Source organism: Halomonas sp. AOP43-D1-4 (assembly GCF_052446175.1).
Lineage (GTDB): Bacteria > Pseudomonadota > Gammaproteobacteria > Pseudomonadales > Halomonadaceae > Vreelandella > Vreelandella citrativorans.
The window spans coordinates 150,350-172,813 of record NZ_JBQSVY010000005.1 but is presented as its reverse complement, the minus strand read 5'-3'; the positions used below and the strand labels follow the sequence as shown (position 1 = coordinate 172,813).

Annotated in this window: 21 protein-coding genes and 1 pseudogene; 5 read left to right on the top strand and 17 right to left on the bottom strand. The window is 54.1% G+C overall.

Annotation, left to right across the window (positions count from 1 at the left end):
- Nucleotides 1-90: 90 nt before the first annotated feature.
- Both ACT3RQ_RS07330 and ACT3RQ_RS07325 read right to left on the bottom strand, forming a co-directional pair.
- A complete protein-coding gene (locus ACT3RQ_RS07330) occupies nt 91-489 on the bottom strand; it encodes a lysozyme inhibitor LprI family protein (RefSeq protein WP_441678203.1) in 399 nt (132 codons plus the stop codon).
- 149 nt (nt 490-638) lie between these two features.
- Nucleotides 639-1,328: a metal-binding protein ZinT gene (locus ACT3RQ_RS07325; protein ID WP_444680223.1), complete on the bottom strand. Its 690-nt coding sequence runs from the start codon at nt 1,326-1,328 to the stop codon at nt 639-641.
- A gap of 178 nt (nt 1,329-1,506) precedes the next feature.
- Here ACT3RQ_RS07325 and ACT3RQ_RS07320 point away from each other — a divergent pair.
- The 3 genes and pseudogenes from ACT3RQ_RS07320 to ACT3RQ_RS07310 form a co-directional block, all read left to right on the top strand.
- Nucleotides 1,507-1,686 (top strand): annotated as a pseudogene (locus ACT3RQ_RS07320) (CNNM domain-containing protein); the annotation flags it as partial.
- Between the two features lie 123 nt (nt 1,687-1,809).
- Nucleotides 1,810-2,769 (top strand): calcium/sodium antiporter, encoded by a 960-nt coding sequence (locus ACT3RQ_RS07315; RefSeq protein WP_444680259.1) that lies wholly within the window; start codon nt 1,810-1,812, stop codon nt 2,767-2,769.
- Between the two features lie 59 nt (nt 2,770-2,828).
- Nucleotides 2,829-3,374 (top strand): hypothetical protein, encoded by a 546-nt coding sequence (locus ACT3RQ_RS07310; protein ID WP_444680222.1) that lies wholly within the window; start codon nt 2,829-2,831, stop codon nt 3,372-3,374.
- A gap of 29 nt (nt 3,375-3,403) precedes the next feature.
- On the opposite strand, the gene ACT3RQ_RS07305 is transcribed toward ACT3RQ_RS07310, so the two are convergent.
- Nucleotides 3,404-5,194: a TRAP transporter permease gene (locus tag ACT3RQ_RS07305; RefSeq protein ID WP_172117617.1), complete on the bottom strand. Its 1,791-nt coding sequence runs from the start codon at nt 5,192-5,194 to the stop codon at nt 3,404-3,406.
- 85 nt (nt 5,195-5,279) lie between these two features.
- Nucleotides 5,280-6,248: a TAXI family TRAP transporter solute-binding subunit gene (locus ACT3RQ_RS07300; protein ID WP_444680221.1), complete on the bottom strand. Its 969-nt coding sequence runs from the start codon at nt 6,246-6,248 to the stop codon at nt 5,280-5,282.
- Nucleotides 6,249-6,754: 506 nt separating this feature from the next.
- Between ACT3RQ_RS07300 and nhaD the strand changes: the two genes are divergently transcribed.
- Nucleotides 6,755-8,230, top strand: coding sequence for a sodium:proton antiporter NhaD (gene nhaD, locus ACT3RQ_RS07295; RefSeq protein ID WP_444680220.1), 1,476 nt, complete (start codon nt 6,755-6,757; stop codon nt 8,228-8,230).
- Between the two features lie 81 nt (nt 8,231-8,311).
- On the opposite strand, the gene ACT3RQ_RS07290 is transcribed toward nhaD, so the two are convergent.
- The 3 genes from ACT3RQ_RS07290 to ACT3RQ_RS07280 form a co-directional block, all read right to left on the bottom strand.
- Nucleotides 8,312-10,918 (bottom strand): EAL domain-containing protein, encoded by a 2,607-nt coding sequence (locus tag ACT3RQ_RS07290; RefSeq protein WP_444680219.1) that lies wholly within the window; start codon nt 10,916-10,918, stop codon nt 8,312-8,314.
- Nucleotides 10,919-10,925: 7 nt separating this feature from the next.
- Nucleotides 10,926-11,597, bottom strand: coding sequence for a glutathione S-transferase (locus ACT3RQ_RS07285; protein WP_444680218.1), 672 nt, complete (start codon nt 11,595-11,597; stop codon nt 10,926-10,928).
- Between the two features lie 127 nt (nt 11,598-11,724).
- Nucleotides 11,725-12,303: an antibiotic biosynthesis monooxygenase gene (locus ACT3RQ_RS07280; protein WP_444680217.1), complete on the bottom strand. Its 579-nt coding sequence runs from the start codon at nt 12,301-12,303 to the stop codon at nt 11,725-11,727.
- Between the two features lie 143 nt (nt 12,304-12,446).
- Here ACT3RQ_RS07280 and ACT3RQ_RS07275 point away from each other — a divergent pair, with 143 nt between their 5' ends.
- Nucleotides 12,447-12,650 carry a putative metalloprotease CJM1_0395 family protein gene (locus ACT3RQ_RS07275; RefSeq protein ID WP_444680216.1) on the top strand — a complete coding sequence of 68 codons (204 nt, stop codon included), beginning with the start codon at nt 12,447-12,449 and terminating at the stop codon, nt 12,648-12,650.
- A gap of 128 nt (nt 12,651-12,778) precedes the next feature.
- On the opposite strand, the gene ACT3RQ_RS07270 is transcribed toward ACT3RQ_RS07275, so the two are convergent.
- The 10 genes from ACT3RQ_RS07270 to mdtN all read right to left on the bottom strand — a co-directional run bounded on the left by ACT3RQ_RS07270 (nt 12,779) and on the right by mdtN (nt 22,464).
- On the bottom strand, nt 12,779-13,267 hold the full coding sequence (locus tag ACT3RQ_RS07270) for a C40 family peptidase (RefSeq protein ID WP_172117623.1): 489 nt from the start codon (nt 13,265-13,267) through the stop codon (nt 12,779-12,781).
- A 64-nt stretch (nt 13,268-13,331) separates the two neighbouring features.
- Nucleotides 13,332-13,961: a histidine phosphatase family protein gene (locus tag ACT3RQ_RS07265; RefSeq protein ID WP_087108773.1), complete on the bottom strand. Its 630-nt coding sequence runs from the start codon at nt 13,959-13,961 to the stop codon at nt 13,332-13,334.
- A gap of 37 nt (nt 13,962-13,998) precedes the next feature.
- A complete protein-coding gene (phnE, locus tag ACT3RQ_RS07260) occupies nt 13,999-14,814 on the bottom strand; it encodes a phosphonate ABC transporter, permease protein PhnE (protein ID WP_172117624.1) in 816 nt (271 codons plus the stop codon).
- 16 nt (nt 14,815-14,830) lie between these two features.
- Nucleotides 14,831-15,667 carry a phosphonate ABC transporter, permease protein PhnE gene (gene phnE / locus ACT3RQ_RS07255; RefSeq protein WP_172117625.1) on the bottom strand — a complete coding sequence of 279 codons (837 nt, stop codon included), beginning with the start codon at nt 15,665-15,667 and terminating at the stop codon, nt 14,831-14,833.
- Nucleotides 15,664-16,500, bottom strand: coding sequence for a phosphonate ABC transporter ATP-binding protein (phnC, locus tag ACT3RQ_RS07250; protein WP_444627946.1), 837 nt, complete (start codon nt 16,498-16,500; stop codon nt 15,664-15,666). Before phnC ends, phnE (ACT3RQ_RS07255) begins: the two co-directional genes overlap by 4 nt.
- A 79-nt stretch (nt 16,501-16,579) precedes the next feature.
- Nucleotides 16,580-17,545, bottom strand: a complete 966-nt coding sequence (phnD, locus tag ACT3RQ_RS07245) for a phosphate/phosphite/phosphonate ABC transporter substrate-binding protein (protein ID WP_172117627.1) — start codon at nt 17,543-17,545, stop codon at nt 16,580-16,582.
- Between the two features lie 111 nt (nt 17,546-17,656).
- Nucleotides 17,657-17,839: a hypothetical protein gene (locus ACT3RQ_RS07240; protein ID WP_444680215.1), complete on the bottom strand. Its 183-nt coding sequence runs from the start codon at nt 17,837-17,839 to the stop codon at nt 17,657-17,659.
- A gap of 162 nt (nt 17,840-18,001) precedes the next feature.
- Nucleotides 18,002-19,537, bottom strand: coding sequence for a TolC family protein (locus ACT3RQ_RS07235; RefSeq protein WP_444680214.1), 1,536 nt, complete (start codon nt 19,535-19,537; stop codon nt 18,002-18,004).
- Nucleotides 19,521-21,425: an FUSC family protein gene (locus tag ACT3RQ_RS07230; protein WP_444680213.1), complete on the bottom strand. Its 1,905-nt coding sequence runs from the start codon at nt 21,423-21,425 to the stop codon at nt 19,521-19,523. Before ACT3RQ_RS07230 ends, ACT3RQ_RS07235 begins: the two co-directional genes overlap by 17 nt.
- Nucleotides 21,415-22,464, bottom strand: a complete 1,050-nt coding sequence (gene mdtN / locus ACT3RQ_RS07225; RefSeq protein WP_172117630.1) for a multidrug transporter subunit MdtN — start codon at nt 22,462-22,464, stop codon at nt 21,415-21,417. The genes ACT3RQ_RS07230 and mdtN overlap by 11 nt, the downstream gene beginning before the upstream one ends.

Sequence of the window (22,464 nt, the reverse complement as noted above, 5' to 3'; positions counted from 1 at the left end):
TCCAGTTCAAACGACGCCGCCACCAGACACCCCTACAAATCAAGCACCTAGCGGTGCTTTTTTTGTTTCTAAAGGCAGCCTTTGTATTAGCTACCTTACACAGCTAAGGTCGCCCTCTTCGCAGCTGGCATGCTCTTGCAGGCTTTGCGTACGTGCTTTGGTGAGCGCTTCAAGGCAGCCATTACGCACCATGGGCTGGGCGCTTCCCCCTTCGACCGCGCGACTCTCGAACGCACATTCGGCGTCACGAAAATCAATCCACTTGCGCTGGGCAACTCTGAGCTTCTCAAGCGATAAATCATTATTCTCAAGCCTTCCAATCAACGCCTGATAAGCCTCATTAAGCTCATCATCAGCCGCTTGATACGTTTTCGCTGAACACTGCGTCATTTCCGCTTGGGTTTCAGGGCTAGCACACTCTTCATTAGCGCTTACCAAGCCGCTGAAGATCAAAAGCCCCATACCTGCCCATCGTGAAAGTAGTCGCATCGTCGTACCTATTTGGTGAATAAAGCCAACGTGGTAACAAGAACGCTACCTGCCTTACAGGTTAGCCTCTTTTTCATGCGCCCATAACGGCAAAGCGCCAGCATTTCTGCTGGCGCCCATCAACTAGCTATAAAAAAGGTGGCTCCACCTTAATGAGCGGTCATTTCTTCAGCGATTTCATTACCGTCTAAATCGGACGGATAGTAGGTCGGCCAGTGAGAGACTTCTTCCAACAGTGCTTCGCGATCATCGCCCCAATAGAGGTGAAAGTGGTGCGCGTCGGTTGGGTAGATATCGTGGTCGCTGAATTGAATGTACTGAGGAAGATTCTCAGCGCTCTCACCCTCTAACTCGAAAATAAACCTCACGCCACGATTGCCTGCGTCGTAGGTTAAAATCTCGTAGCCGTCATATTGATACTCGCCCGTGCTCTCTTCGCTGTCTTCATAAAAAGTGACGTTATTGCCTTCAATAACGATGCGGTCAACCGCTGTTTGGTAACCAGTGTCGTAGTACTCCTTGTGCTCTTCAGCCGTTTTATCGCCATGCTCGGCTTTATGAGCAAACACCTCATCCAGCGTGCCATCCTCTAGATAAGGATAAACGGACTGCCAATCACCTTCCCAATCGGAAAGAGGACGGTCCGCTACTTGGTCATCACTGAAATGCCCGGAATAAATATCACTATTGTGGTCGTGCGAATGACCATGGGAGTGATCATGGTCGTGGTCGTGGTCGTGGTGTTCATGCTTGTCATCTGCAACCACCGACTGAATACCCGCCAATGCCAGCAAGCTGATGGCTAATGCGCTGAGTGCTTTTGATGAAAGTAATGGCATTTTTCAGACTTCCTTTTTCAGCAAATGAATGGTTCTTGAACCAGCAATAAAGATACTTAATAACATAACACTAATCAAACAAAGCATATTGGCTTGAAGCGTTAAAAGCACCTAACGGTTCTTGGCGGCAAGCTGGTCGACCATCCTCGTAACGATCATGCGGGATCCGACACGTCACCATATGCGTGTGATCCATGATGAACATGGGACATGGCTTGGCATTATTACCCTTGAAGACGTTATCGAAACGATTTTGGGGCAAGATATTGTAGATGAAACGGATAAAATTCAGAATCTTAGAAACCATGCCAAGCAGCGTTGGCTCAATCAAGTAACGTCCGACACACCCCTTCACTAGCTGGCCCTTAGCGAATATTTTAACCCCCTATGGCTGAAAAATAATGTGTCTCGCCATGCACCGAGTTTACGCTTATAGTCACTAACAATAAGCGCTTAGGCTACATGGTGGAGGCCCTTTATGCTGCTTTATGGACTGAGTTTATTAGCCAGTATTGTGCTTTTAACGCTAGGTGGCGAAGGATTGATTCGCGGCGCCGTCGCCGGGGCCAAACGGCTGGGCGTATCACCGCTGTTTACCGGATTGGTGATTGTCGGCTTTGGTACCTCATCGCCTGAACTGGTGGTCTCGATCCATGCCGCCATGAACCAGCAGCCCGACATTGCGATTGGCAATGTGGTCGGCAGCAATATCGGCAATATCCTGTTGATTCTGGGCCTTTGTGCACTTATCTGCCCGCTGACCACCCAGCCCCAAGCGCTTAAGCGCGATGGGTTGGTAATGATGCTCGCCACTGGGCTGTTTATTCTTTTAGCGTTTAACGGCAGCCTGGGGCGTTTCGATGCAGCGGTGCTACTCGCAAGCCTGGCGGCTTATCTGGTATGGGCCTACTGCAGCGAAAGCGGCCAGCACTCCCCTTCTGCCGAGCTACACACGGCCGAGGCAGAGGAAGTGACCCAACTGCCCAGCAGCACGCTGTTTATCGTGGTGGTTTTAATCGGCGGGCTGGCTCTACTGATCGGCGGCTCCCAGTTGCTGCTTTATGGCGCCGTCGGCATTGCTCAGGCGCTGGGGATTTCAGAAGCGGTTATCGGGCTTACCATCGTGGCTATCGGCACCTCACTACCTGAACTCGCGGTATCGGTGATCGCGGCGCTGCGGCGTCATGCCGATGTGGCAGTAGGCAACATTCTGGGCAGCAATATCTTTAATTTACTCGGCATACTGGGCATCTCCGCCTTTCTTCAGCCGCTACCGCTTGTTGAGCGTATGGCATCCTTTGACCAGTGGGTAATGCTGGGCGCCTCTGCGCTGTTGATTGCTTTCCTCTATACCAGCCTACGTTTATCACGTGGTGAGGGGTTATTGCTCTTGGTAGGATATATAGCGTATTTAACGGCCAGTTTTACGGTGATTAGTTAGGCTTTTTACGACAACGGCTTGCGCTCGACCATACGGCATTAACGGCATAAGGAAGCACAATGATTCTTGGTACTCTGGGGCCTGAAGGCAACAATCATGCGTTGATTGCTGGGCACTATCTCAAGCGTCGGGCACCGCAAGGCGGCCAATGCATTTTCTTCGACACGTTTGAGGCGGCTTTCGAGGCACTGCTGGCCGGTGAGCTAACCCATGTACTGCAATGTACGGCCCACTTCAGCCATGCCGACTGCGTAGGTCGCTATATGCATCGCGCTTTTCCAGTCGATACGTTTATTGCGGGCAGTAAGCCGCTGGCGCTGCTCGCCCGTCGTGATGTTGCCGAACCAGAGCACATCGCGCTTCAGCCTGCCACGCGTTACTACACTGATTTAAGCGCGTTCAAGGCGATCATTGAGGCACCGACAACCGTCGACGTTGCCAATGGGTTGATTGAAGGTCGTTATCAGGCCGGTATTTGTGCAGAAGAAGCACTGGCCCAGGCACCTGATACGCTAACCTTGGTACGCTCGCTAGGACCGGCCATTGATAGCTGGGTTATCTACGCCACCGAAGCGCTGAATGAGGGCTCGCCGCTGCATTTATAGCGTGCATTGGCAGCGGCGAACCCGGCAAGCTAGAGTGCGAAGATAATCAGCGCGCCCACCACCACAAGCGCCAAGCGCAGCCAGAGCGCTTTATGGGCAATGATGCCAAAGGAGATCGCCCCCAAGCCTACGGCCACCTTGGCGGTATCGAACAGCGCACCAGCGGGGTCAAAGGCAAGCCGAATCATGTCAGGGTTAGCGACCATTGCTAACGGAATGATATAAAGCCCAATGCCCAGCGCCATGGCCTTCAACGCTACCTTAAGCCAGTTCTCTCCCACCATGCCCGCCGCGATAAAGACACCACCACACACCGGCGGTGTAATCGTCGACAGTAGCGCATACCAGAAGACAAACAAGTGCGCGAGGAGCGGCTCAAGCCCAAGCGATGTCAGTGCAGGCCCCGCCACTGAGACACAGATGACATAGGCGGCCGTGGTGGGAACTTCCATGCCCAGAATCAAACACGCCAGTGCCGTCAACAACAGCGCCGGCCACAGCATATCGTTGGAAAGCGACAGGATACCGGAGGTAATTTTTACCCCAAGCCCGGTCAGCGACAGCACGCCTATCACCAGCGAGGCGCAAATAATAATCGCGCCAATCATCGCAATCTGCCGCCCAGCGGTCACCATGGCAAGCATAAATCGGGTTATAAAACCGGAAAGAGAAAAACGCAGTGTGACGTTAAAAAACAGCAGGGCCAAACTGGCGAAAATGGCAATGCTCGCCGCATACTGAGGGGTGTATCCGCTGATAAAAATACACGCCAGCAGCAACACAAACGGGACCGCAAAAAATAGCGAGGTAATCAGCACCTCTTTACGGCTGGGCTGATCGCTTTTATCCAAAGGCTGCAAATCATGCCGAGTCGCGTAAGCATTAATCCCCATCCAGACCGTTAGAAAGTAAAGAAACGCCGGTAAAACAGCCGCCGCCATAATCTGTGTGTAGGGGGTTCCAGTGAGCTCCACCATGACGAAAGCCCCCGCTCCCATCAAGGGCGGCATGATTTGTCCACCCGAGGAGGCCACGGCTTCCACCGCCCCTGCCAGGGATTTCGGATAACGCAAACGCACCATGGAAGGAATGGTAATGGCCCCGGTAGACGCCACATTGGCGGAGGCCGACCCGGAAATGGACCCCATCAGCGCCGAAGAGATCACCGAGACTTTCGCTGCGCCACCGGTTAATCGGCCCGCCACAGCACTTGCCAGATTCATAAACCCTTGGCCTGCCTCGCCCGCGTTAAGCACCGCGCCAAAAATAACGAAAATTGCGACGACGCCCACACTGACACCGGTAAGCGATCCCCACAGCCCGCCTTCGGCAATGGTCAGCGAGCCCACCATGCTTGGCAGGGGAATACCTGGGTGACCAAACGTGCCAGGAACATACTGTCCAAAAGCGCCATACAGCAAAGCGAGCAACGCAACCAACGGTAAGGGCCAGCCAATAGCACGGCGCGCCGCCTCAAGCGCCAGAGCGATCAAAAAAAGCCCAATTCCCATCTGCAGATGGCTATCGATAAAACCGTACTGGTTGGCCAATGATGCTTCGTTAAGGGCGATATAGCCACAGGCCGCCACACCCAGTAGTGTCAGCACCCAGCCACTCGCCCGCTGCCAAGGCGTTTTGGCCATAAATATCAGCACCCAGGGCAGCAGTAATGCCATATGCAGCGGTCGACTAATTAACGCAGGCGTTAACCCGTAAAAGATAAGCCCCATGTGGAAAACCACGCTTAAGGTGCCCAGCGCTACCCAGCCACGCGCAGCGGGCGCCTCGTCGTCTAGCGTCGAAGTTGAAAAAAGTGTCATGCCCTATGCCTATCAGAAACGAGTCAACAACAAATAGCGACGCCACGAAGCGGACCTCGTGGCGTCGGCACTGCCTGGGAGAGAATTAACGCAGCGATTCGGGAACGTCGATACCGGCTTCCTCGTAATAGCGCAGAGCACCGGGGTGCAGCATACCTGCCATATTGTCGAGCTGGTCCGGAGTAATACCGCCCCACCACGCGGTCTCTTCAGCCATGGCGTCACGGCGTTCCCAGAAGGTTTTGGTCAACGTATACGCGGTTTCGTCATCCATTTGTGATGTGGTATACGCCATGACCGGCAGCGACGTGGTTTGTACGTCCTCATCAATACCTGGGTAGGTGCCGCCAGGAATTACCTGACGCGGCGCGCCGGTCATGTCGATCTGCTCGTCAGTGAGACTCACCATCGAAATCGGCATGCCCGCAGCCACTTCGATAATATTGGGCGTTGGGTAAGAGCTGGCGGTTACAAAGCCGTCAATCTGTCCGTTTTTCAACGCGTCGGGGCCGCTGCCCAAGGCAGCATCGGCGACCTGTACGCTCTCTTCCAATCCAAACAGCGCCAGGTAACGCGCGGCTTCACGTGCGCCGAACGTGCCCCGGCCAATCAGGATATGCTTATCTTCAAGTTCCTCAATACCCACGACACCTTTATCCTCGCTCAGGATGAAGTGCATGGTAATCGCTGGGATGGGAAACAGGCCGCGGATCTCCTGAAAACGTGGGTTCTGACGTTCAGCAAAAGGCCCTTCACCCGCCATGGCCTGGTCAACCAATGCCGGCGGCGTGGTAAAAACATAGTTACCCTGGCGCGCCATGACTTCCATCACGTTTTGCACCGAGCCTTGGCTCTCTTCCAGGGTAAGAATAATAGCGTCATCCGTGCCTTGGCGAATGGCTTCTGATAACTCGACGCCCATCTGATAATAAGCCGTTCCCGCCGTTGCCGACTTATAGGTAACGCGGGTTTCCGCTTGGGCAGCCAGGCTAAGTGAAAGCGTGGTGGCTACGAGTAAGGGCGTGCATAAAGCAGAGCGTATAAAGGGGAGCATGTGTCAATTCCTGGTATCCAGCGACCTCAACGGCCTGATTTTTTTGTCGCGCTGAAAGAATAATAAACGCCAGCGGGCCAGGTCGTGAACAGTGCCCCGCCTAGCGCCGCTAACATTAGCATGTAATACGCCGAGCAGGAACGCTGTGCCTCCAACGGAGTAGCCTTACCAAGACAGCCCTATCCAGCACTGAATTCGATGCATAGGCAACACTGACGGGCAATAATGGCAAACAGAGGATGGCACTCAGCATTCGTCTTACTGCATCGCTTATCGCTTGCAACTTTGGTTTATTACCATAAAGATTAATCGCTGTTAAAATGTATCGCACTTTATCAATAAACTTACCATTAGCTAAATGGATAATTTGCTAAAAAAATATGCCATAGCGAGTTAACAAACGACCTTTATTCGGTTTTATTCTTTATTTAGAAAACAGGCAATTTGTTATACTTAACGCCGCTTATTAACCCTTCCTACCACCTTTAAATAAGGATAAACGTATCATGTTGACGCAGGATTGCGACCTAGGCCAGCCGAGATCTTCTCGTCGCTGGCTTTTTTTGTTAGCCCCCTTACTATTTTTCTATAGCGTGTCGACCTTTGCTGTGACAGGTGAGATTGATTTAACGACATCTTTTATCGGTTTTTTTGCTGTCGCCATTTTTGTTTTGGCATATGCCTTGGTGATGGCAGAAGAAAAGATTCATATGCGTAAATCAAAGCCAGTGCTAATAGCGGCAGGTATTATTTGGAGCCTCATCGGCTGGGTGTATGTTCAAAACGGCATGTCAGAAACCTCAGAATATGCGTTTCGCATGACCCTTTTAGAGTTCACCGAGCTGATGCTGTTCCTGCTGGTGGCCATGACGTATATCAACGCCATGGAAGAGCGTCGAGTATTTGATGCTCTGCGCTCCTGGATGCTGCGTAAAGGATTTAACTATCGCACGCTTTTCTGGCTGACCGGCGGCTTGGCATTTATTCTTTCACCGATTGCCGATAACTTAACCACCGCGCTGCTAATGTGTGCCGTCATCACCAAGGTGGCCGAAGGTGACAAGCGCTTTATTAACCTGGCGTGCATTAATATTGTGGTCGCCGCCAATGCGGGGGGTGCCTTTAGCCCATTTGGAGACATCACCACGCTGATGGTATGGCAGGCAGGCATTCTTCAATTCCAGGAGTTTTTTACTCTTTTCCTCCCTTCGTTGGTTAACTTCCTGATTCCAGCCATGATCATGAGCCTGTTTATCAAGGACCAAAAGCCCGGTAGCGTATATGAGGATGTCCAACTGAAACGCGGTGCACGACGGATTATCGTGCTTTTCTTACTGACCATTTTAACCGCCGTCATCTGCCACACCTTCTTACACTTGCCGCCCGTGCTTGGCATGATGACAGGGCTTGGTTATCTTCAGTTCTTTGGCTTCTACCTACGCAAGAGCCTGCCCCGTTCGCTGGAGCGTAAGCGTGAACGCTACAGTCGTCGTGGGGATAACAAGAAACTGGCGCAGTTAGGTAGCGTGGTACCGTTTGACGTATTTAACCGCGTGGCGCGGGCCGAGTGGGACACACTGCTGTTTTTCTACGGCGTAGTGATGTGCGTAGGTGGGCTTGGCTTTATGGGCTACCTTGGCTTGCTGTCCGAGGCGCTTTATACCAATTGGGATGCTACGTGGGCGAACATTGTGTTGGGTGTGGTGTCCGCTGTGGTGGATAACATTCCTGTAATGTTTGCGGTGCTCACCATGCAGCCTGAAATGTCTGACGGGCAGTGGCTGTTAATCACCCTAACCGCTGGTGTTGGAGGCAGCCTGCTCTCGATTGGTTCAGCAGCTGGCGTTGCAGTTATGGGCCAAGCACGCGGCGCTTATACCTTTATGGGCCACTTGCGCTGGGCGCCGGTTATTCTATTGGGCTACATCGCCAGTATTGCCGTTCATTTATGGCTTAATGCAGGAAGCTTTACCGCCGCTTAAGACAGATTGATACGCTGTTTTTTAACACACCTCCTCACCATAATAGATAGCGCCCTTATCCAGGGCGTTATCGTTTAGCTTTTAATAGCTTTCAAACAAGCGATCAATGGATGTCGGGCGGCCAAACAGGTAACCCTGATAATGATAACAGCCATGACCCTTTAGCCAGTCCAACTGCTCCTGCTTCTCGACCCCTTCGGCGACCACCGTTAACCCAAGACTCACTGCCAACAAAATGGTGGTATCGACAATGGCCGCATCCGCTTTATCGGTTAAAAGCTCGCGGATAAACGACTGATCAATCTTTAGTTCATCCAAGGGCAGTCGTTTAAGATAGCTTAACGACGAGTAGCCAGTACCAAAGTCATCAATCGCAAAGCGAACCCCTTGCGCGCGCAATTTGAGCATTGTATTGCGCACGCGTGTTGGATCATGCATTAACAGGCTCTCGGTGACTTCCAACACCAGCCGCCCCGGTGGCGCTTGGGTCTGAGCAAGAAGACCTTCCAAATTGCGTACAAATTCAGGCTGCTGAAACTGTGCCGAACTCACGTTAACGGAAATCGTCAGCGCAGCATAAGGGGCCTGGCTGGCCCATTTGGCAAGCTGCTCGCAGACAGAATGAAGCACCCAATAACCAATGGGTATAATTAGCCCATTATCTTCTGCTAGAGGAATAAAGGTCGAGGGCGGCACCCAGCCACGCTGAGGGTGATACCAGCGTAAAAGCGCCTCCACACCGGTGGTAATGCCTTGATGGTTCACCTGAGTTTGATAGTGCAACGTCAGCTCATGACGTGCCAGCGCATGGTGTAAATCAGCTTCAAGGCTGGCCCGCTCGATCAAGCGTGTTTGCATACTACGATTAAAAAAGCGCAGCGTATTCCCACCCGCTGCTTTCGCCTGCTGAAGTGCCAAATCGGCCTGTTGGAGCACGCTGTTCATACTATGGTCAACGCCATCGAATAGTGTAATACCAATACTGGCGCTGACGGGCAGCGAACGACCCGCTCGCAGTCTGGTGATAGCGTCCAACAACTGCTTGGCTGTACGTTCAGCGCTTAGCGCAGCATCCGCCTGGTGCTCGCCCTGCTTTGCCAGTAGCGCAACAAACTCATCCCCACTAAAGCGGGCCAACACAGCCCCTTCCGGTAACAACAGCCGCACCTGATTGGCCACATCAATTAACAATTGGTCACCACTTTCATGGCCCTGAATATCGTTAACGAGATGAAAGTTATCCAGATCAATGGTCAGCAGTGCGCTGTAGAGATGGGACGTATTCTCCTGCTCAATTTTCCCACTTAACGACTCCATCAATAAGCGTCGATTAGGCAGGCCTGTCAGCGCATCGTAAAACGCCAGATGATTGGTACGCGATTGCAACTCAAGGTAATCGGTTAGTTCAGTGGAAATCCCGCACAGGCTCGCGGGCTCGCCTAGGGAGAGGGACAACGGCATTTTAATAGTAACAAACGTGCGAACCTTATCGTTGTGTTGTAGTACGTTCCCCTCTTCGAGCGTTATTTTTTTGCCTGATTCCATCACACTGCGGTCAATCTGAGCTATTTCATTCGCGGTTGTGCTATCAAAAAATGCTTCATCACTTTTACCCAGAATGTGCTCTTTCGGCAGCCCAAAGAGCTCAACCACCCGCTGGTTGACAAACTGGTAATGTAACGAGGGTGTTTTGATATAGATGCAGGCGTCCACGTTATTAAGAATAGTGGCCAGCATGGCCTCATTGGCGTCGAGCTGTGCCCTATTTAGCGTGACACGCCGTTTAAGCCACCATGCACTGCCTAGTGCCACAGCCAGTAGCGCCGTTAACAGACCAAGCCCGCCCCATAACCAGGCAGAGATCGTATCGGGTGGCGTTTCGGCACGCCAGGAACGCAGTATCCTAAAATACGCTGAACGTGGATTTTGCTTCCAACCAAGCAACACATCGTCGATACGGTTCAGTATGGTTGCCGACAAAGTAGGCGACCCGGCATAGAACAGCCGGATAGGTTGAAAGATGATGGGCGTTTCATATAGCCCATAGTCCTGCGCGCGCCAGTCTCCGAAGATGTGGTCGGTAACCGCCAGGTCCGCATCCCCCATGGCCACTGCTTGAAAAGCATCCGCATAGCTATCAACGGGCAGCCAGATGACCGCAACACCGAAGCGTTCTGTCACGGCGCTCAGGTAGTTCTGTTGAATAGAGCCATCTACAATGGCGACGCGTTTTTGTTCAAGGTCAAGAATCGCCTCGACCCGCTCGTTTTCGCGCTGATAAATCTGCGACCAGCTTTGGATAATCGGTTCACGATGAAACGCGATACGCTCACCACGCTCTTCACCCCAGGCAGTCCCGGGCAATATATCGATATCCCCCTGTTCAAGCAGGGTAAGACAGTGGTGGAATTCGCAGGCAATACTCTCAAGCTGCCAATCCTCTTCTTGTGCAATCGCTGCAAGCAGCTCACCCAAAATACCGCGCAAATGCCCCTGGTCATCCACGAATATTTTTGGTGGATTGTTATAAACGCCCACCAATAAGGTGTCGCTGGCCATGCTTGAAAAAGCCAAACTCCAGAGGCCCAGCAACGCAGCGGCCTTAATAGCGCCTCTACGTGTACGAGCAAGCAGTCGTCCTGGCATCAACCACAGCGGGTGAGTAACGTATCCAGCCTTATCCTGCATCGTCCTGTTACTCGCCTGGCATAGTGAGCGGGCCTGCGCGCTCGACCACACGCTGCCAGGCAGGGTCAGCATCAATACGCGCTACAAACCGCATAATGGCGGGATACGTTGTCAGCGTTTGGGTGGCAGCTATGGCCTGAAGAGGAAAGCTCATTTGAATATCAGCCCCGCTTGGCCACTCACCTGCAAAGTTCTCTTTACGCGCTAAATGATCTTCGATAAAGCCCAGATGCTGTTTAAGCTGAGGCGCTAGAAATTGCTGACTAACCTTATCGCCAATGCCTTTAGCGAGCGGTTTAATTAACCAGGGAGACTGTGCGGGTATCTTTTTAAACACCAGTTGCATCACCAGCAGTGGCATTAAAGAGCCTTCGGCATAATGTAGCCAATAGCGGTAATCAACCCAGTCGGCGATATTATCGGCAGAGGGTTGCAAGCGCTCTTTGCCGTAGGTATGTAGTAAGTAATCAATGATTGCCCCTGACTCTGCAATCACTAATTCACCATCCATAATGACTGGCGACTTACCTAAAGGATGAATGTTTTTTAGTGCTGCAGGGGCCTGCGGAGTTTTACGATCACGCTGATATACATGGATGTCATAGTCCAACGCAAGCACTTCGAGAAGCCATAAAATTCGGTATGAGCGCGACTTTTCCAAATGATGGACGTGAATCATACAGTACTCCATGAAGGCGATGTAACACGCAGACGCTAGGCCTGCAGCAGTTGTCCTTTTACTGCAAGCTTAGTTAGCGTAGCAGCGTTGCCCCTCATGGAGTACATATATCCGGGGAAAAAAAGTCTTATGTTCGAGTAATGCGCCGCACATGCATCCACTTATCCATTGGTGACCACTTCCCTTGCAGCCAGGGCGACAGTAGCCGTGTGGAGAGTGGAATAAACACAAATACCATCACTGGCGTTAGTATCAGAGTGCTTACTAACACGCGCGGGATCAGCGCCCAATCGGCCAACATACCGCCAAATACCCACTGAAAGAGTAACGAGATAGGAAAAAAGGCCAACCAAACGGCCACGGCCTGCTTCCAGCGAGGCGGCACACTGCCTGAGCCGGTTTGAAACCAGGCATCCAACCCCGTGGCACGGTGCTCATGAGGCGCATCATAAAGCCCCTTGCCGCGCACAAGCCAGGCATGCCGTGAAGCCGAGTGCTCCCATGCATGGAGCGTTTCACTGCTGCTAAAGCGGAAGATAATCTGATATTCATCGTGATGCTCAGGTGGCGCAAGCACTCCTGAGCCCAGATAACCTGGAAAATCAGCCGCTAGCTCGCGACCTTCGTTCAACCACCGATTAAAATCATGGTAACGGCCACTGGCAATGCGCCGAGCTACCATCAATGTGACAGGTGAGGCAGACATGGTATATCTCCTGATATAACCACAACCAATGCTGGGTAAGCAGGTTGTAAACGACCCGGTGGATAAGCCTGATCGCGTTAACGGCATAAGCGAGGGATACCGCTTATGAGATGACGTAATTATATAGACAATAGCAATGCCATGTGGGTTATTTAACAGGTGATGAGGCGGCTGTCCCCACGCGACCTGATGGAAAGAAGTACGCCGTTGCGAGAGAAGTGCCTATCGATTACGGCCCCATCCTGGGTGACTCACAGGCCACTATCAAGAAAATGCAGACGGTGATTGCTACCCCGAAGCCGCAGCGCTTATGGAAGTTATGTAAGCGACTGCCAATCGGCTCGTAACGGCCATCGCAAAAGCCAAGCATTAGGGCTACTTTTTCGGCCCGGAGAGAACTCATTAAAAAGCGACCTTACGTCCCATAAGGTGGGATGTAATCGTAAGTAGGTGCGTTAAAGGTGCAGGCCAGGTATCAAGGAGCAAGTGCAGCGGCGCCTAAAAAGCGCTGCTGCCAGTAGTCGACATCCAAGGGAACGCTGACCACGGCGCGACCACTTCCCGGTGCATGGATCATCTGCTGGTTACCGCGATAGATGCCTACATGCGTGGCCTTGCTACGCTCTCCAAAGAAGAGCAGATCGCCAGGTTTGGGGGTATTGGCTGAAGGTAGCGCACGGAACTGTGCGTCTGCGGTGCGCGGTACGCGCATACCGGCCGCGCGATACGCCATTTCAACAAGCCCCGAGCAGTCGAGGCCGTCGGGCGTATTGCCGCCAAAGCGGTAAGGCGTGCCAATGGCCTGCTGAGCATGGGCCAGGATCAGCACGCGCTCCATGGAGAGCCCTTCGCGGGATTCGGCGGGCGATGAAGGGGGTGCGATAGCGACATCACGGCTGGCACAGCCCGAAAGCCACATTAACATCATCAAAGCGAACGTAAACCTTCCCAGCGTGATGGGCATTAGCAGCTCTCCTTGTGGCAATGCCCTTATCATGGCGCAAACGGGAGGGCAGCGCCAAGTTCAACTAACGGCCAATCCACTCAATAAAGCTGGTTTCGCCTAACGCATGGCGTTCGTGGCGTACACGACTCATCGCAGCGTAAGGCAAATCCATCGCCAATACACGCCCTAACGGTTGCCCCAGCACCTGGCGCAGCAGGCCATTGCAAACAAACAGATGCGCCACTACCAATACATGCTTACCAGGCGGGTTTGCCAGCACGTTTTGCCATACTTCAGCAAGCCGTGAATCAAAAACATCCATCGCCTCGCCCTGCGGTGGTGATACGGCCTCAGGGCTGTTCCAGAAAGCGCTCATCGGCGCGGAGCCCTCCTCGCTAAACACCTCAGCGTGGGTTTTGCCCTCCCAGCGTCCCAGGTGCAATTCGGCGAGATCGTCTTCAATCTGTACTGGCAACTCAAACTCTTCACCTAACCACAGCGCAAACTCACGACAGCGCATAAGCGGCGAGGTAAGCACCGCATCATAAGGCGGCCTGCCGTCAACGGTATGGCGCATGATGGCATCCGTTACCTGCTGCCAGCCAGTTTCACTCAGCGGGTGGTCAGTGGAACCGCGCAGCATACGCCCGCCAACGGGTTCGCCATGGCGCAGCAAATCAATAGTGGTGACATCAGCATCAGGAAAGCGCATTCAGAACTCCTCGCTTGGCGATTTATCAATCCGTGGGTTAAATAATCGCGTGGCGGACACGGGCGGATATCCATTCCGAGACCAATACCGTGGCGAAGATCATGACAAAAATAACGCTGACCTGATTCCAGGCGAGCATATTGATAGAGGCATTCAACTGAAGCCCGATCCCCCCAGCGCCCACCAGGCCAAGCACGGTGGATTCACGAATATTGATATCCCACCGGTAAACACTGATACCCGCAAACGCTGGCATGACCTGAGGCAGAACGCCGTAGTTCATGACCTGTAAACGGCTGGCACCGGTTGCGCTAATGGCCTCGACAGGCGTCGGGTGAATTTCCTCAATGGCCTCATAAAGAAGCTTGCCCACAAATCCAATCGAGCGCAGCGCAATGGCGATGATGCCCGCCAAGACGCCTGGACCCAAGATCGTTACCAACAGCATGGCCCAAATCAGCGAATTGATAGAGCGTGACGACACGATCACCATCAACGCCAGGCTTCGCACTAGTGGATGCGGCGTGGTGTTACGCGCGGCGAGAAACGCCACAGGAAACGCCATAACAATCCCCAAGGCGGTGCCCAGCGTGGCAATGTTCAGCGTATCCCACATGGGTTTCCACAGCACATTGGCGTATTCCCATTTAGGGGGCATCATCCGGCTTAAAAGATCACTGCCCTGGCGTCCAGCATCCTCAACAAACACCCACATGGTGTTGTCGGAAATCACCTTCCAGCAGAACAAGAACAGGCTAATCCCTACTAGCCACGCACTAAATTGCAGCCACTGGGCACGCGTGGTACGTAGCCGCCATACCGGGACCCCTTGCCGGGAGGTTGAAACAGGCATATAGATTCTCCGGAGATTACTGCGTCCAACGGCGGACGTGGCTTGAGCTGTATTCACACAGCAGCACAATCGCGATGATGATCAACAAAATGGCGGCTGACGTGTCGTACTCATAGCGGCTAAGCGAGGTATTCAGCGTGGCGCCTATTCCGCCTGCACCAACAATGCCGATCACTGACGATTCGCGGAAGTTGATATCCAAACGGTACATGGAAAGGCCAATTAAGCGCGGCATGACCTGGGGTTGAATAGCGTGATTCATGGTTTGCCACCAGCTGGCGCCGGTCGCTCTCACCGCTTCTACCTGGCGCCAGTCGAGGTCTTCAACATCTTCGGCCAACAGCTTGGCCATAAAGCCGATAGTCGCAAACGCCAGCGTAATCATCCCCGCCAGCGGGCCAAAGCCAAACATCACCACAAACAGGATCGCAATAATGATCTCTTGAAAGGTACGTGAGACAGCAATGATGCTACGGCACACGAAATAAATCGGCAGCGGCGCAATGTTGCGTGCAGCGCCTAACCCCACCGGGATCGCGAGCGCTACCCCAATGACCGTGGAGGTAAGCGTCATGGTCAAACTCTCGACCAGCCCATTGATAATATCGTTACCACGGCTGAAAAAATCAGGCTGCGCAAACGCGCTAATGAAACGCAGGCCTCGGCTGGTGCCTTCCGCCACACGTGCCCAATTCACCTCAACAGAGGCCAGCGCCAACACCAGGTAAGCCACCACCCCCAAGGCAATAGCCCAACGCAACCACTGGCTATGCACAAGAGGTAACCGACGCCAATGCCCCTGGCGGGCCGCGTGTTGGCGGGCTTCAAAATACGCAGAGCGCTGCTCACTCATGGCGCTACCCCAGCCATCTCAACTGCGATAGAGCGACGCTCACAGGAAACGGCTTCACTGTCAGGCTCATCGGCAGGTTCAGGAGAGGTATCCCAATCCTCTTCGCCATAAATGGTGGTGAGAATCTCGCTGGTTAGCTCGTCAGGGCGGCCATCAAACACGATCTGGCCAGCCCGCAGGCCCACAATACGGTCCGCAAACTGCTGGGCGAGCGCCACGTCATGAATATTGATAATCGTCGCCAACTCGCGCTCAGCACACAGTTCACGAATCAGGCGCATAATCTGGCGTGAGGTTTTGGGGTCCAGGCTGGCGGTTGGCTCATCTACCAGTAACAGCTTGGGGCTTTGTAACAATGCCCGGGCAATCCCCACTCGCTGACGTTGGCCACCGGACAACGCATCGGCGCGCTTATCAATAGCGTGAGGCAGGCCTACCCGCTCAAGCAGACGAAACGCTTCAGCGACGGCATCCTGCGGATAGCGACGCAAAAAGCTACGCCAGAAGCCCACGTAGCCAAGCCGTCCGGAAAGCACGTTTTCCATCACGGTCAGGCGGTCAACCAACGCATACTCCTGAAAAATCATGCCCATTGAGCGGCGTGCCTTACGCAGGCCGCTGCCCGAAAGCCTGGTAAGCTCTGTTCCTTCCAGGCAAATGCTGCCCGCCGTCGGCTCTACCAAGCGATTTACACAGCGAATCAGGGTACTTTTACCCGCACCAGAGGGGCCGATAAGCGCCATCACCTGGCCTTTAGGCAGGGTTAGTTCGATATCGGTAAGCGCACGGTCCCCGGTTGGATAGCGTTTGGTAACGCCGCTGAGTGTTAACATCGCTCTACCTCATCTACATAATGTAACGGCCAGAAGGGATTAACCTTCTGGCCGAGTAACTGCAAAATTAAGGGCTTACTTAGTCACATTCGTACGTCACACCGTTGGCATCGGCGATCGTGCGGATAACGGACCAGTGCTCTTCATAGGTAATCGGCATAAATTGCGCTTCACCCGAGTTGGCAAACTCAGCCTGTAGCGCAGAACCTTCCCAGTCGTAGCTGAAGAACGCGTCTTGAATCTGCTCGGCCAGTTCAGGCTTCAAGTTATGCGCCAAACCGTACGCTGTGGTGGGGAAGGTTTCTGAGGTGTAGATAATGTCGTAATCGCCTTCATTCACTACGCCCCGGGCAATCATGCGCGTGCCAACGGAGTTAGCAATGGCCGCTGCGTCGTAGTCTTGATTCACAACGCCCAGAATGGAGTTATCGTGGGAACCCGAGAACGCTGTCTCGAAGGCTTCCCCTGCTTCCATGCCATATTCAGAACGCAGCAGCGCAGAAGGTGCCCGGAAGCCTGAGTTAGAGGTCTCAGAAGTAAACGCCAATTGGCGGCCTTCGAGGTCTTCAACCGACTCAATACCGCTACCTGGGTAGGTGATGATTTCCATTTCATAGCCATAGCTGCCGTCGTCTGCTGCCATAATGGCAAACGGACGGAAGCCACCGCAGTTCACGGCAACCGGAACACCACCGGTGTTAAAGCCCGCTACATGCAGGCGGCCAGCGCGCAGCGCTTCTTGCTGTGCCGCGTTGGACTGCACCGGGAAGAACTGAACGTCTTTGCCTGTGGCTTCACTCAGATGGTCCAAAAAACCGGCCCAAACATCCGCGTAAACAGCCGGGTCTTCAACCGGTGTATAAGCAAATACCAACGTATCGGGGTCGACCCACTGCGACTCGTCCGTGGGTGCATCCGCTACCATATCGCCGTCGTTATCAACATAGCGCGCAGAGAGGTCTGCCGATGCATTAACGGCAACCAGAGCAAAGGCACTGACAACAGCAGCGCTGATCAAAGTACGGGGAAGAGTCACAGCATGCATACGTCACCTAGAATGTTGTTCAAAGATAGCGCCATCCTGCCGACGCTAGATGACAACACCGCGACACTTAAGTGACCACTTAATGACGGTTTCAAAACACTTAATGCAGCTCTACCAATAGCCTGCCTGCATGGCCACATCAAACAAGTGCAGCGGCGATGTCTTAGGCCCACGTATCAGTGCTTCATAGCCGTAAATAGAGTGCTGGCTGGCATCCACGATGGGTTGAAACAACACGTGCAGACCTTCTGATTCAATAACACGGTTAAGCCATTGAGCTTCCTGGGTGGTCAACGGCTGAATGCCTCTTGTATTAGAGACGGTGTTAGAGGCGGTTCGCAAAGGCTTTTTACGAGGACTGTCTAGTTAGCAAGCGTGCGGCTTTTTTTATGACACTGACGCAACAGTTAGCGCGCTAAAATAGCTTACGTGTGAAGGGTGGTGGGCGGACAAGCGTCAGGGAATAGCCTCTAAAGGGGACGTGCTTGAGGTCATGGCGCCAAGCGTGAACGCAAGCGTCGATGCTGCAATCAAGCTTGCCGCATGTGCCTCGGAGCGTGCCAGCCTTGCATCCAGAAGGCCGGACTCCGCCGCAGTAGCCTCAGTGATAGTGCCTACCCCGTTGCGATAAGCATCAAAGGCCGCGTCGTAAGTCACCGCTGCCGCTTCGGTCAACGCATCAGCGGCGTCAAAAGCTGCCAGTGAGGAGCGCAGTGCATCAGCAGCAACGACCATCTCGCGCATCGCCGTGTTGCGAATTTTCTCGAATGCCGCTTCGGCTGAAGCCGTGACAGAGACTGCCTGCTGGCGTTTGGCGGCAAGAAGGCCGCCATCATAGATAGGCATTGTCACCCCCAGGAACACCCCGGTGCCTGTGGTCTGGTTGCCAATACTGGGCAAATGACCAATGCTCAGATTTTTCTTGTTGGTTCCCGTGGCGGCGGCAACAAATACCCGGGGCATGAAGTCGGCATCGGCGGCACGCTCTGTCGCTTTGGCAGCTTGCAGCTCAGCATAGCTGGCCAGCACATCCGGCCGCTTGCTGAGTGCCGCCTCAATCGCAGAATCCACCGATGCCAACTCGTCAATACCCGGTAGCGGGCGATTCGACGCGCCGGCCACCTCGATCTGGGTCGTCGGCGAAGCGCCGAGAGCACTCAGCAACTCCTGATACTGATCGCGCAGCATACTCTGTGTCTGCACCATCCGCAGGTTAGATTGGGCGACAAGCTGACGGGCTTGAGCAACAGCGATACTGGTGCCGGTGCCATTGGCGTAGCGGGACTCAGCCGCATCCTGCAGAAGGCGGTTGTTGACCAGCACCTCCTCAGCAATTGCCAGCCTGTCCTTGGCAGCACCGTACTGGTAATAGCTACGCGTCACGTTGTAGATCACCGCCTGGTGGGCACCATTGAAGTTGACGTTGGCCGCATAGGCATTGTGTCGGGCGGCATCGCTGAGCGCCTCGCGCCGACCAAAATCAAACACTAGCCACTGCAAAGCAAGGTTCGGCGCCACACCGCTGACGGTGGTATCGACATGGTGAGTGTCACCATCCAGCAATCCGCGATAAGGAATGCTGGTCTGCTGCCTGCCCGCAAACACATTGGCGGTCAGGATCGGCAGAAACGTGGCTTCAACCATTCCAGAGGCCAGCGCCAGCTGGCGCGCCTGCTCCCAGGCAATTCGGGTTGACGGGTTATGGCGTTGCGCAAAGTTTATCAGTTCGGGTAACTGATACACCTTGTCCGACTGTAGATCCTGTGACACCGGGTCTGGCAGCAAGCCGATATCAGCTGAACCTGACACGGAAAAATCGCCAGGTAGCACGGACTGACCTTGAGGCACCCAGGGTGTGCTGGGGGAGGCGGAAGTATTCTTCAGCGCATCCGTTGCACAGCCCTGCAGGCCCCCTATAGTGCCAAGAACAACGCCCAGAGCAATACAGGTTCTGAGCTTGGCTAATCTAAACACGCTAGCTTTTCTCAACATGCACAATCCGCTCTATCCGAGTGAGTTGCCGTTCTATATCACTATACGCGCCGTCGTCGAGGGGAGAGCCCTCGTAAGTCGAAGACGCCCTGTTACGTCGGTTTTCAAGCTCAGTGACCAGCTGTGACTTGAGTCGCTGCAGGCGCTCTTTGATAGTGCCGTCATCCTGTTCTGCCATGTAAAGCTGGCCGGTGAGGTCATTGAGTTCTTCAACAATTCTCTCCACGCGCTTCAGCTCATCAGCACTGGCACGCAGACGCGACGGCTCGAAAGGCACCATATCGAGCAGCTCTTCGGCCTGGCCCAGTGCAAAATATGCAGTAGATGCCGCTTGGGTGCGCAACTGTTGATCCTGCCTGGAAAGCGTACTGAGATCGCTCAAGGCATCCAACGCATCGTTGAGCTGCCGTGCCACTTGATTGATGACGCTACGCGGCCAGAACTGGGTAAAAATCACATAGATGACAAAAATACCCAGCAGGATGCCGTAGATACGGTTGCTGGCCTGGGAGATATCAAAGCTGGGGCCAAACCCGTTGAGGGTGGTCAGCAAGAAAGCCAAGGCGATCTGCACACCGGCATAATAGATCCGCTCAGTACCTGATGACACCCAGGCACCGATCAGCACGCCAAAGAACACCAGCCCCATCAGGCCACCGACGGAGCTTAGGTGCGGCATGATAAAGGCTAACGAAAAGATCCCCATCGCTGCGCCAATCAGACAACCGACGATCCGCAACGTCAGCTTGCGCAGTGTTTCCCCCGTAGTGCCGAGCGCGGCCACATAACAGGTGATCATCGCCGTATGAATGCCATCCCACTGCATGCCGGTGTAAATCAAATAGCAAAGCACCGCCGCGGCGGATGTCTTTAGCGCATAGCGCTGATGTATCGGGTTAGAAAACGCATCGGCAGCCAGCAAAGGTATTTTTCTCGGACGCGGTGGCTGTGCCGCGCCTCCATCCGGCTGGGACAAACCCTGTAAGGCGACATAAAGCGGCTGTAAGCCGGCTTCTGTCGCCTCCGGCGCCGCCTGTAGCACCGGGCACGCATCATTGGCGATAGCATCCGCCGCTTGGCGTAACTCAACCGCCAAGTCACTCCTTGCTGCACGACTCAGGCTTTCAGGCAGGGCCTCAGCGATAATCAGGATGCGATAACTTGTCTCAGTGGCTCCGCTGAGCCAGCGAGAGCGTGCCGTCGATATCAGGTGCAGTAGCTTAACGAGCTGCATTTGCTGCAACGAGCCATCATTACCTTCGCTCACCATGATGTTAAAAGCCGTTGATGCTTGCTGTGTCTCGATGCGGTCTGCCGCACAGCGCAGTCTTTCGACAATCCGGTTACGCACCAGTGTTTGCGAAGGAGTGCCGAACAGCAGGTTAAAAAGGATCATCAAAAACATCGGCATGCAGGCCATTTTCCATGCCATCAGCAAGCCTTTGTCAGCGACCTCACCAACCGGCACCATGGTTACCAGCGTCATGATAAAGGCGATCACCAAGCCAACAATGGCCGCCTGCTCGCCCAGCGGAGTCGCTGAACTGAGGAACAGAAAGATATACGAGGCAAAAAACATGACTGCCAGCCGCATGGCAGGGCTGTCGATGCTAACGTTGATGATCGGAATCATCAGCACCACCACGGTAGACGCCATCAAAATGACGCCCAAAGCCATAATGCAGTTCTTGACGGCATCCTGCTTGGACAGAAAAATGATCAGATAGCAGCTAATCGCGGCCTCAGGTATTTTCAGCAGCATGGCCGTTGCAGACACCAGAGCACACAGTAGCGCCACGCGCCAGGTCAGGCCCATCCTTCCGGGAAAGGGCTGGATATCCGCCCACGCCTGGCGGGCGATTTTCCCCCACGGAGATTCAGCAGCCATCGTGGTGGTGAACCGTTGCCACCGCCGATGCGCCGACACGCATCAATTCTGCTGGCGGGTCATCCAGCCGAATGCGGACGGGAAAGCGCTGCTGAACTCTCACCCAATCAAGAGATTTCGGCACAATCGGCAGCGATAACGGCAGGTCGATCAGGTCCTTCGAGGCCACGCCCCAACCTATCCCCACCACCGTGCCTTTAATGGCACGGTCGCGGTTAGCCAGCGCATATACCGTGGCGCAGTCACCGACAGCGATATTGCCCAGCATGGTTTCGGTGAAGTTGGCCGAAGCATACCAGGTGTCCGTCTTGACCAGATTGAACTGGGACTGGGCAGGCAGCGCGTAGTCACCCACAGAAACGGTCACTCCGACAACCCGACCGTCGGCAGGCGCATAGACCCGAGTGCCGTCCAGCTCATGCTGGGCAATGTCCTGAGCGGCCCGGCGCGCTTCAATCAACGCCAGGGTTGCTTCATCATTACCCACCAGCGCCTCAGCGGCCTGACGCTGCTGAATCGCTTCCTGCAAGCTGATTTCGGCATTGCGTTTAACAGTGCGCGCGTCGTGGATCTGCTGCTGAGAAACATACCCCTTGGACTCCATCGGCAGCAGGCGGTCAAGGGTCTGGTTCGCCAGCGCCAGGTTTGCCGTGGCTCGATTGACTTGGGCCTCGGCAATTTCTGCATTGGCCTGCTCCGCGCGGATAGTGCGAGACTGATCACCACTGGCCGCCGTTGCCATGGCCAGGTCGGCCTGTGTCTGTTTCAGGGCCAGCCGATAGGCAGTGTCATCAATTTCCAGCAACAGATCGCCCTTGCGGACAAAGTCATTTTCCTCAACATGCAAGGCCACGATGCGGCCCGCGACCGACGGAGCAATGTGGACAATATCGGCCCTCAGAGTGGCATCATCTGACAGCGGATTGGCGCGCGCATTCTCGTAGCTGTGGTAAGCCAGAACAGCAGCGCCCGCAATGATGGCAATGGCGATCACGGCTCCGACAATGGATGCTACCCGCTTGGAAGCATGACCTTTCAT

What these genes read in the sequence shown, in the direction of transcription:
- ACT3RQ_RS07285 (WP_444680218.1), bottom strand. Translation starts at nt 11,597, where the DNA reads ATGATTCACGTCCATCATTTGGAAAAGTCGCGCTCATACCGAATTTTA.
- ACT3RQ_RS07270 (WP_172117623.1), bottom strand. Translation starts at nt 13,267, where the DNA reads ATGCCCATCACGCTGGGAAGGTTTACGTTCGCTTTGATGATGTTAATG.
- ACT3RQ_RS07290 (WP_444680219.1), bottom strand. Translation starts at nt 10,918, where the DNA reads ATGCAGGATAAGGCTGGATACGTTACTCACCCGCTGTGGTTGATGCCA.
- ACT3RQ_RS07235 (WP_444680214.1), bottom strand. Translation starts at nt 19,537, where the DNA reads ATGTTGAGAAAAGCTAGCGTGTTTAGATTAGCCAAGCTCAGAACCTGT.
- ACT3RQ_RS07265 (WP_087108773.1), bottom strand. Translation starts at nt 13,961, where the DNA reads ATGCGCTTTCCTGATGCTGATGTCACCACTATTGATTTGCTGCGCCAT.
- ACT3RQ_RS07330 (WP_441678203.1), bottom strand. Translation starts at nt 489, where the DNA reads ATGCGACTACTTTCACGATGGGCAGGTATGGGGCTTTTGATCTTCAGC.
- nhaD (WP_444680220.1), top strand. Translation starts at nt 6,755, where the DNA reads ATGTTGACGCAGGATTGCGACCTAGGCCAGCCGAGATCTTCTCGTCGC.
- ACT3RQ_RS07300 (WP_444680221.1), bottom strand. Translation starts at nt 6,248, where the DNA reads ATGCTCCCCTTTATACGCTCTGCTTTATGCACGCCCTTACTCGTAGCC.
- phnE (WP_172117624.1), bottom strand. Translation starts at nt 14,814, where the DNA reads ATGCCTGTTTCAACCTCCCGGCAAGGGGTCCCGGTATGGCGGCTACGT.
- ACT3RQ_RS07305 (WP_172117617.1), bottom strand. Translation starts at nt 5,194, where the DNA reads ATGACACTTTTTTCAACTTCGACGCTAGACGACGAGGCGCCCGCTGCG.
- phnE (WP_172117625.1), bottom strand. Translation starts at nt 15,667, where the DNA reads ATGAGTGAGCAGCGCTCTGCGTATTTTGAAGCCCGCCAACACGCGGCC.
- ACT3RQ_RS07325 (WP_444680223.1), bottom strand. Translation starts at nt 1,328, where the DNA reads ATGCCATTACTTTCATCAAAAGCACTCAGCGCATTAGCCATCAGCTTG.
- ACT3RQ_RS07310 (WP_444680222.1), top strand. Translation starts at nt 2,829, where the DNA reads ATGATTCTTGGTACTCTGGGGCCTGAAGGCAACAATCATGCGTTGATT.
- phnC (WP_444627946.1), bottom strand. Translation starts at nt 16,500, where the DNA reads ATGTTAACACTCAGCGGCGTTACCAAACGCTATCCAACCGGGGACCGT.
- mdtN (WP_172117630.1), bottom strand. Translation starts at nt 22,464, where the DNA reads ATGAAAGGTCATGCTTCCAAGCGGGTAGCATCCATTGTCGGAGCCGTG.
- ACT3RQ_RS07230 (WP_444680213.1), bottom strand. Translation starts at nt 21,425, where the DNA reads ATGGCTGCTGAATCTCCGTGGGGGAAAATCGCCCGCCAGGCGTGGGCG.
- phnD (WP_172117627.1), bottom strand. Translation starts at nt 17,545, where the DNA reads ATGCATGCTGTGACTCTTCCCCGTACTTTGATCAGCGCTGCTGTTGTC.
- ACT3RQ_RS07280 (WP_444680217.1), bottom strand. Translation starts at nt 12,303, where the DNA reads ATGTCTGCCTCACCTGTCACATTGATGGTAGCTCGGCGCATTGCCAGT.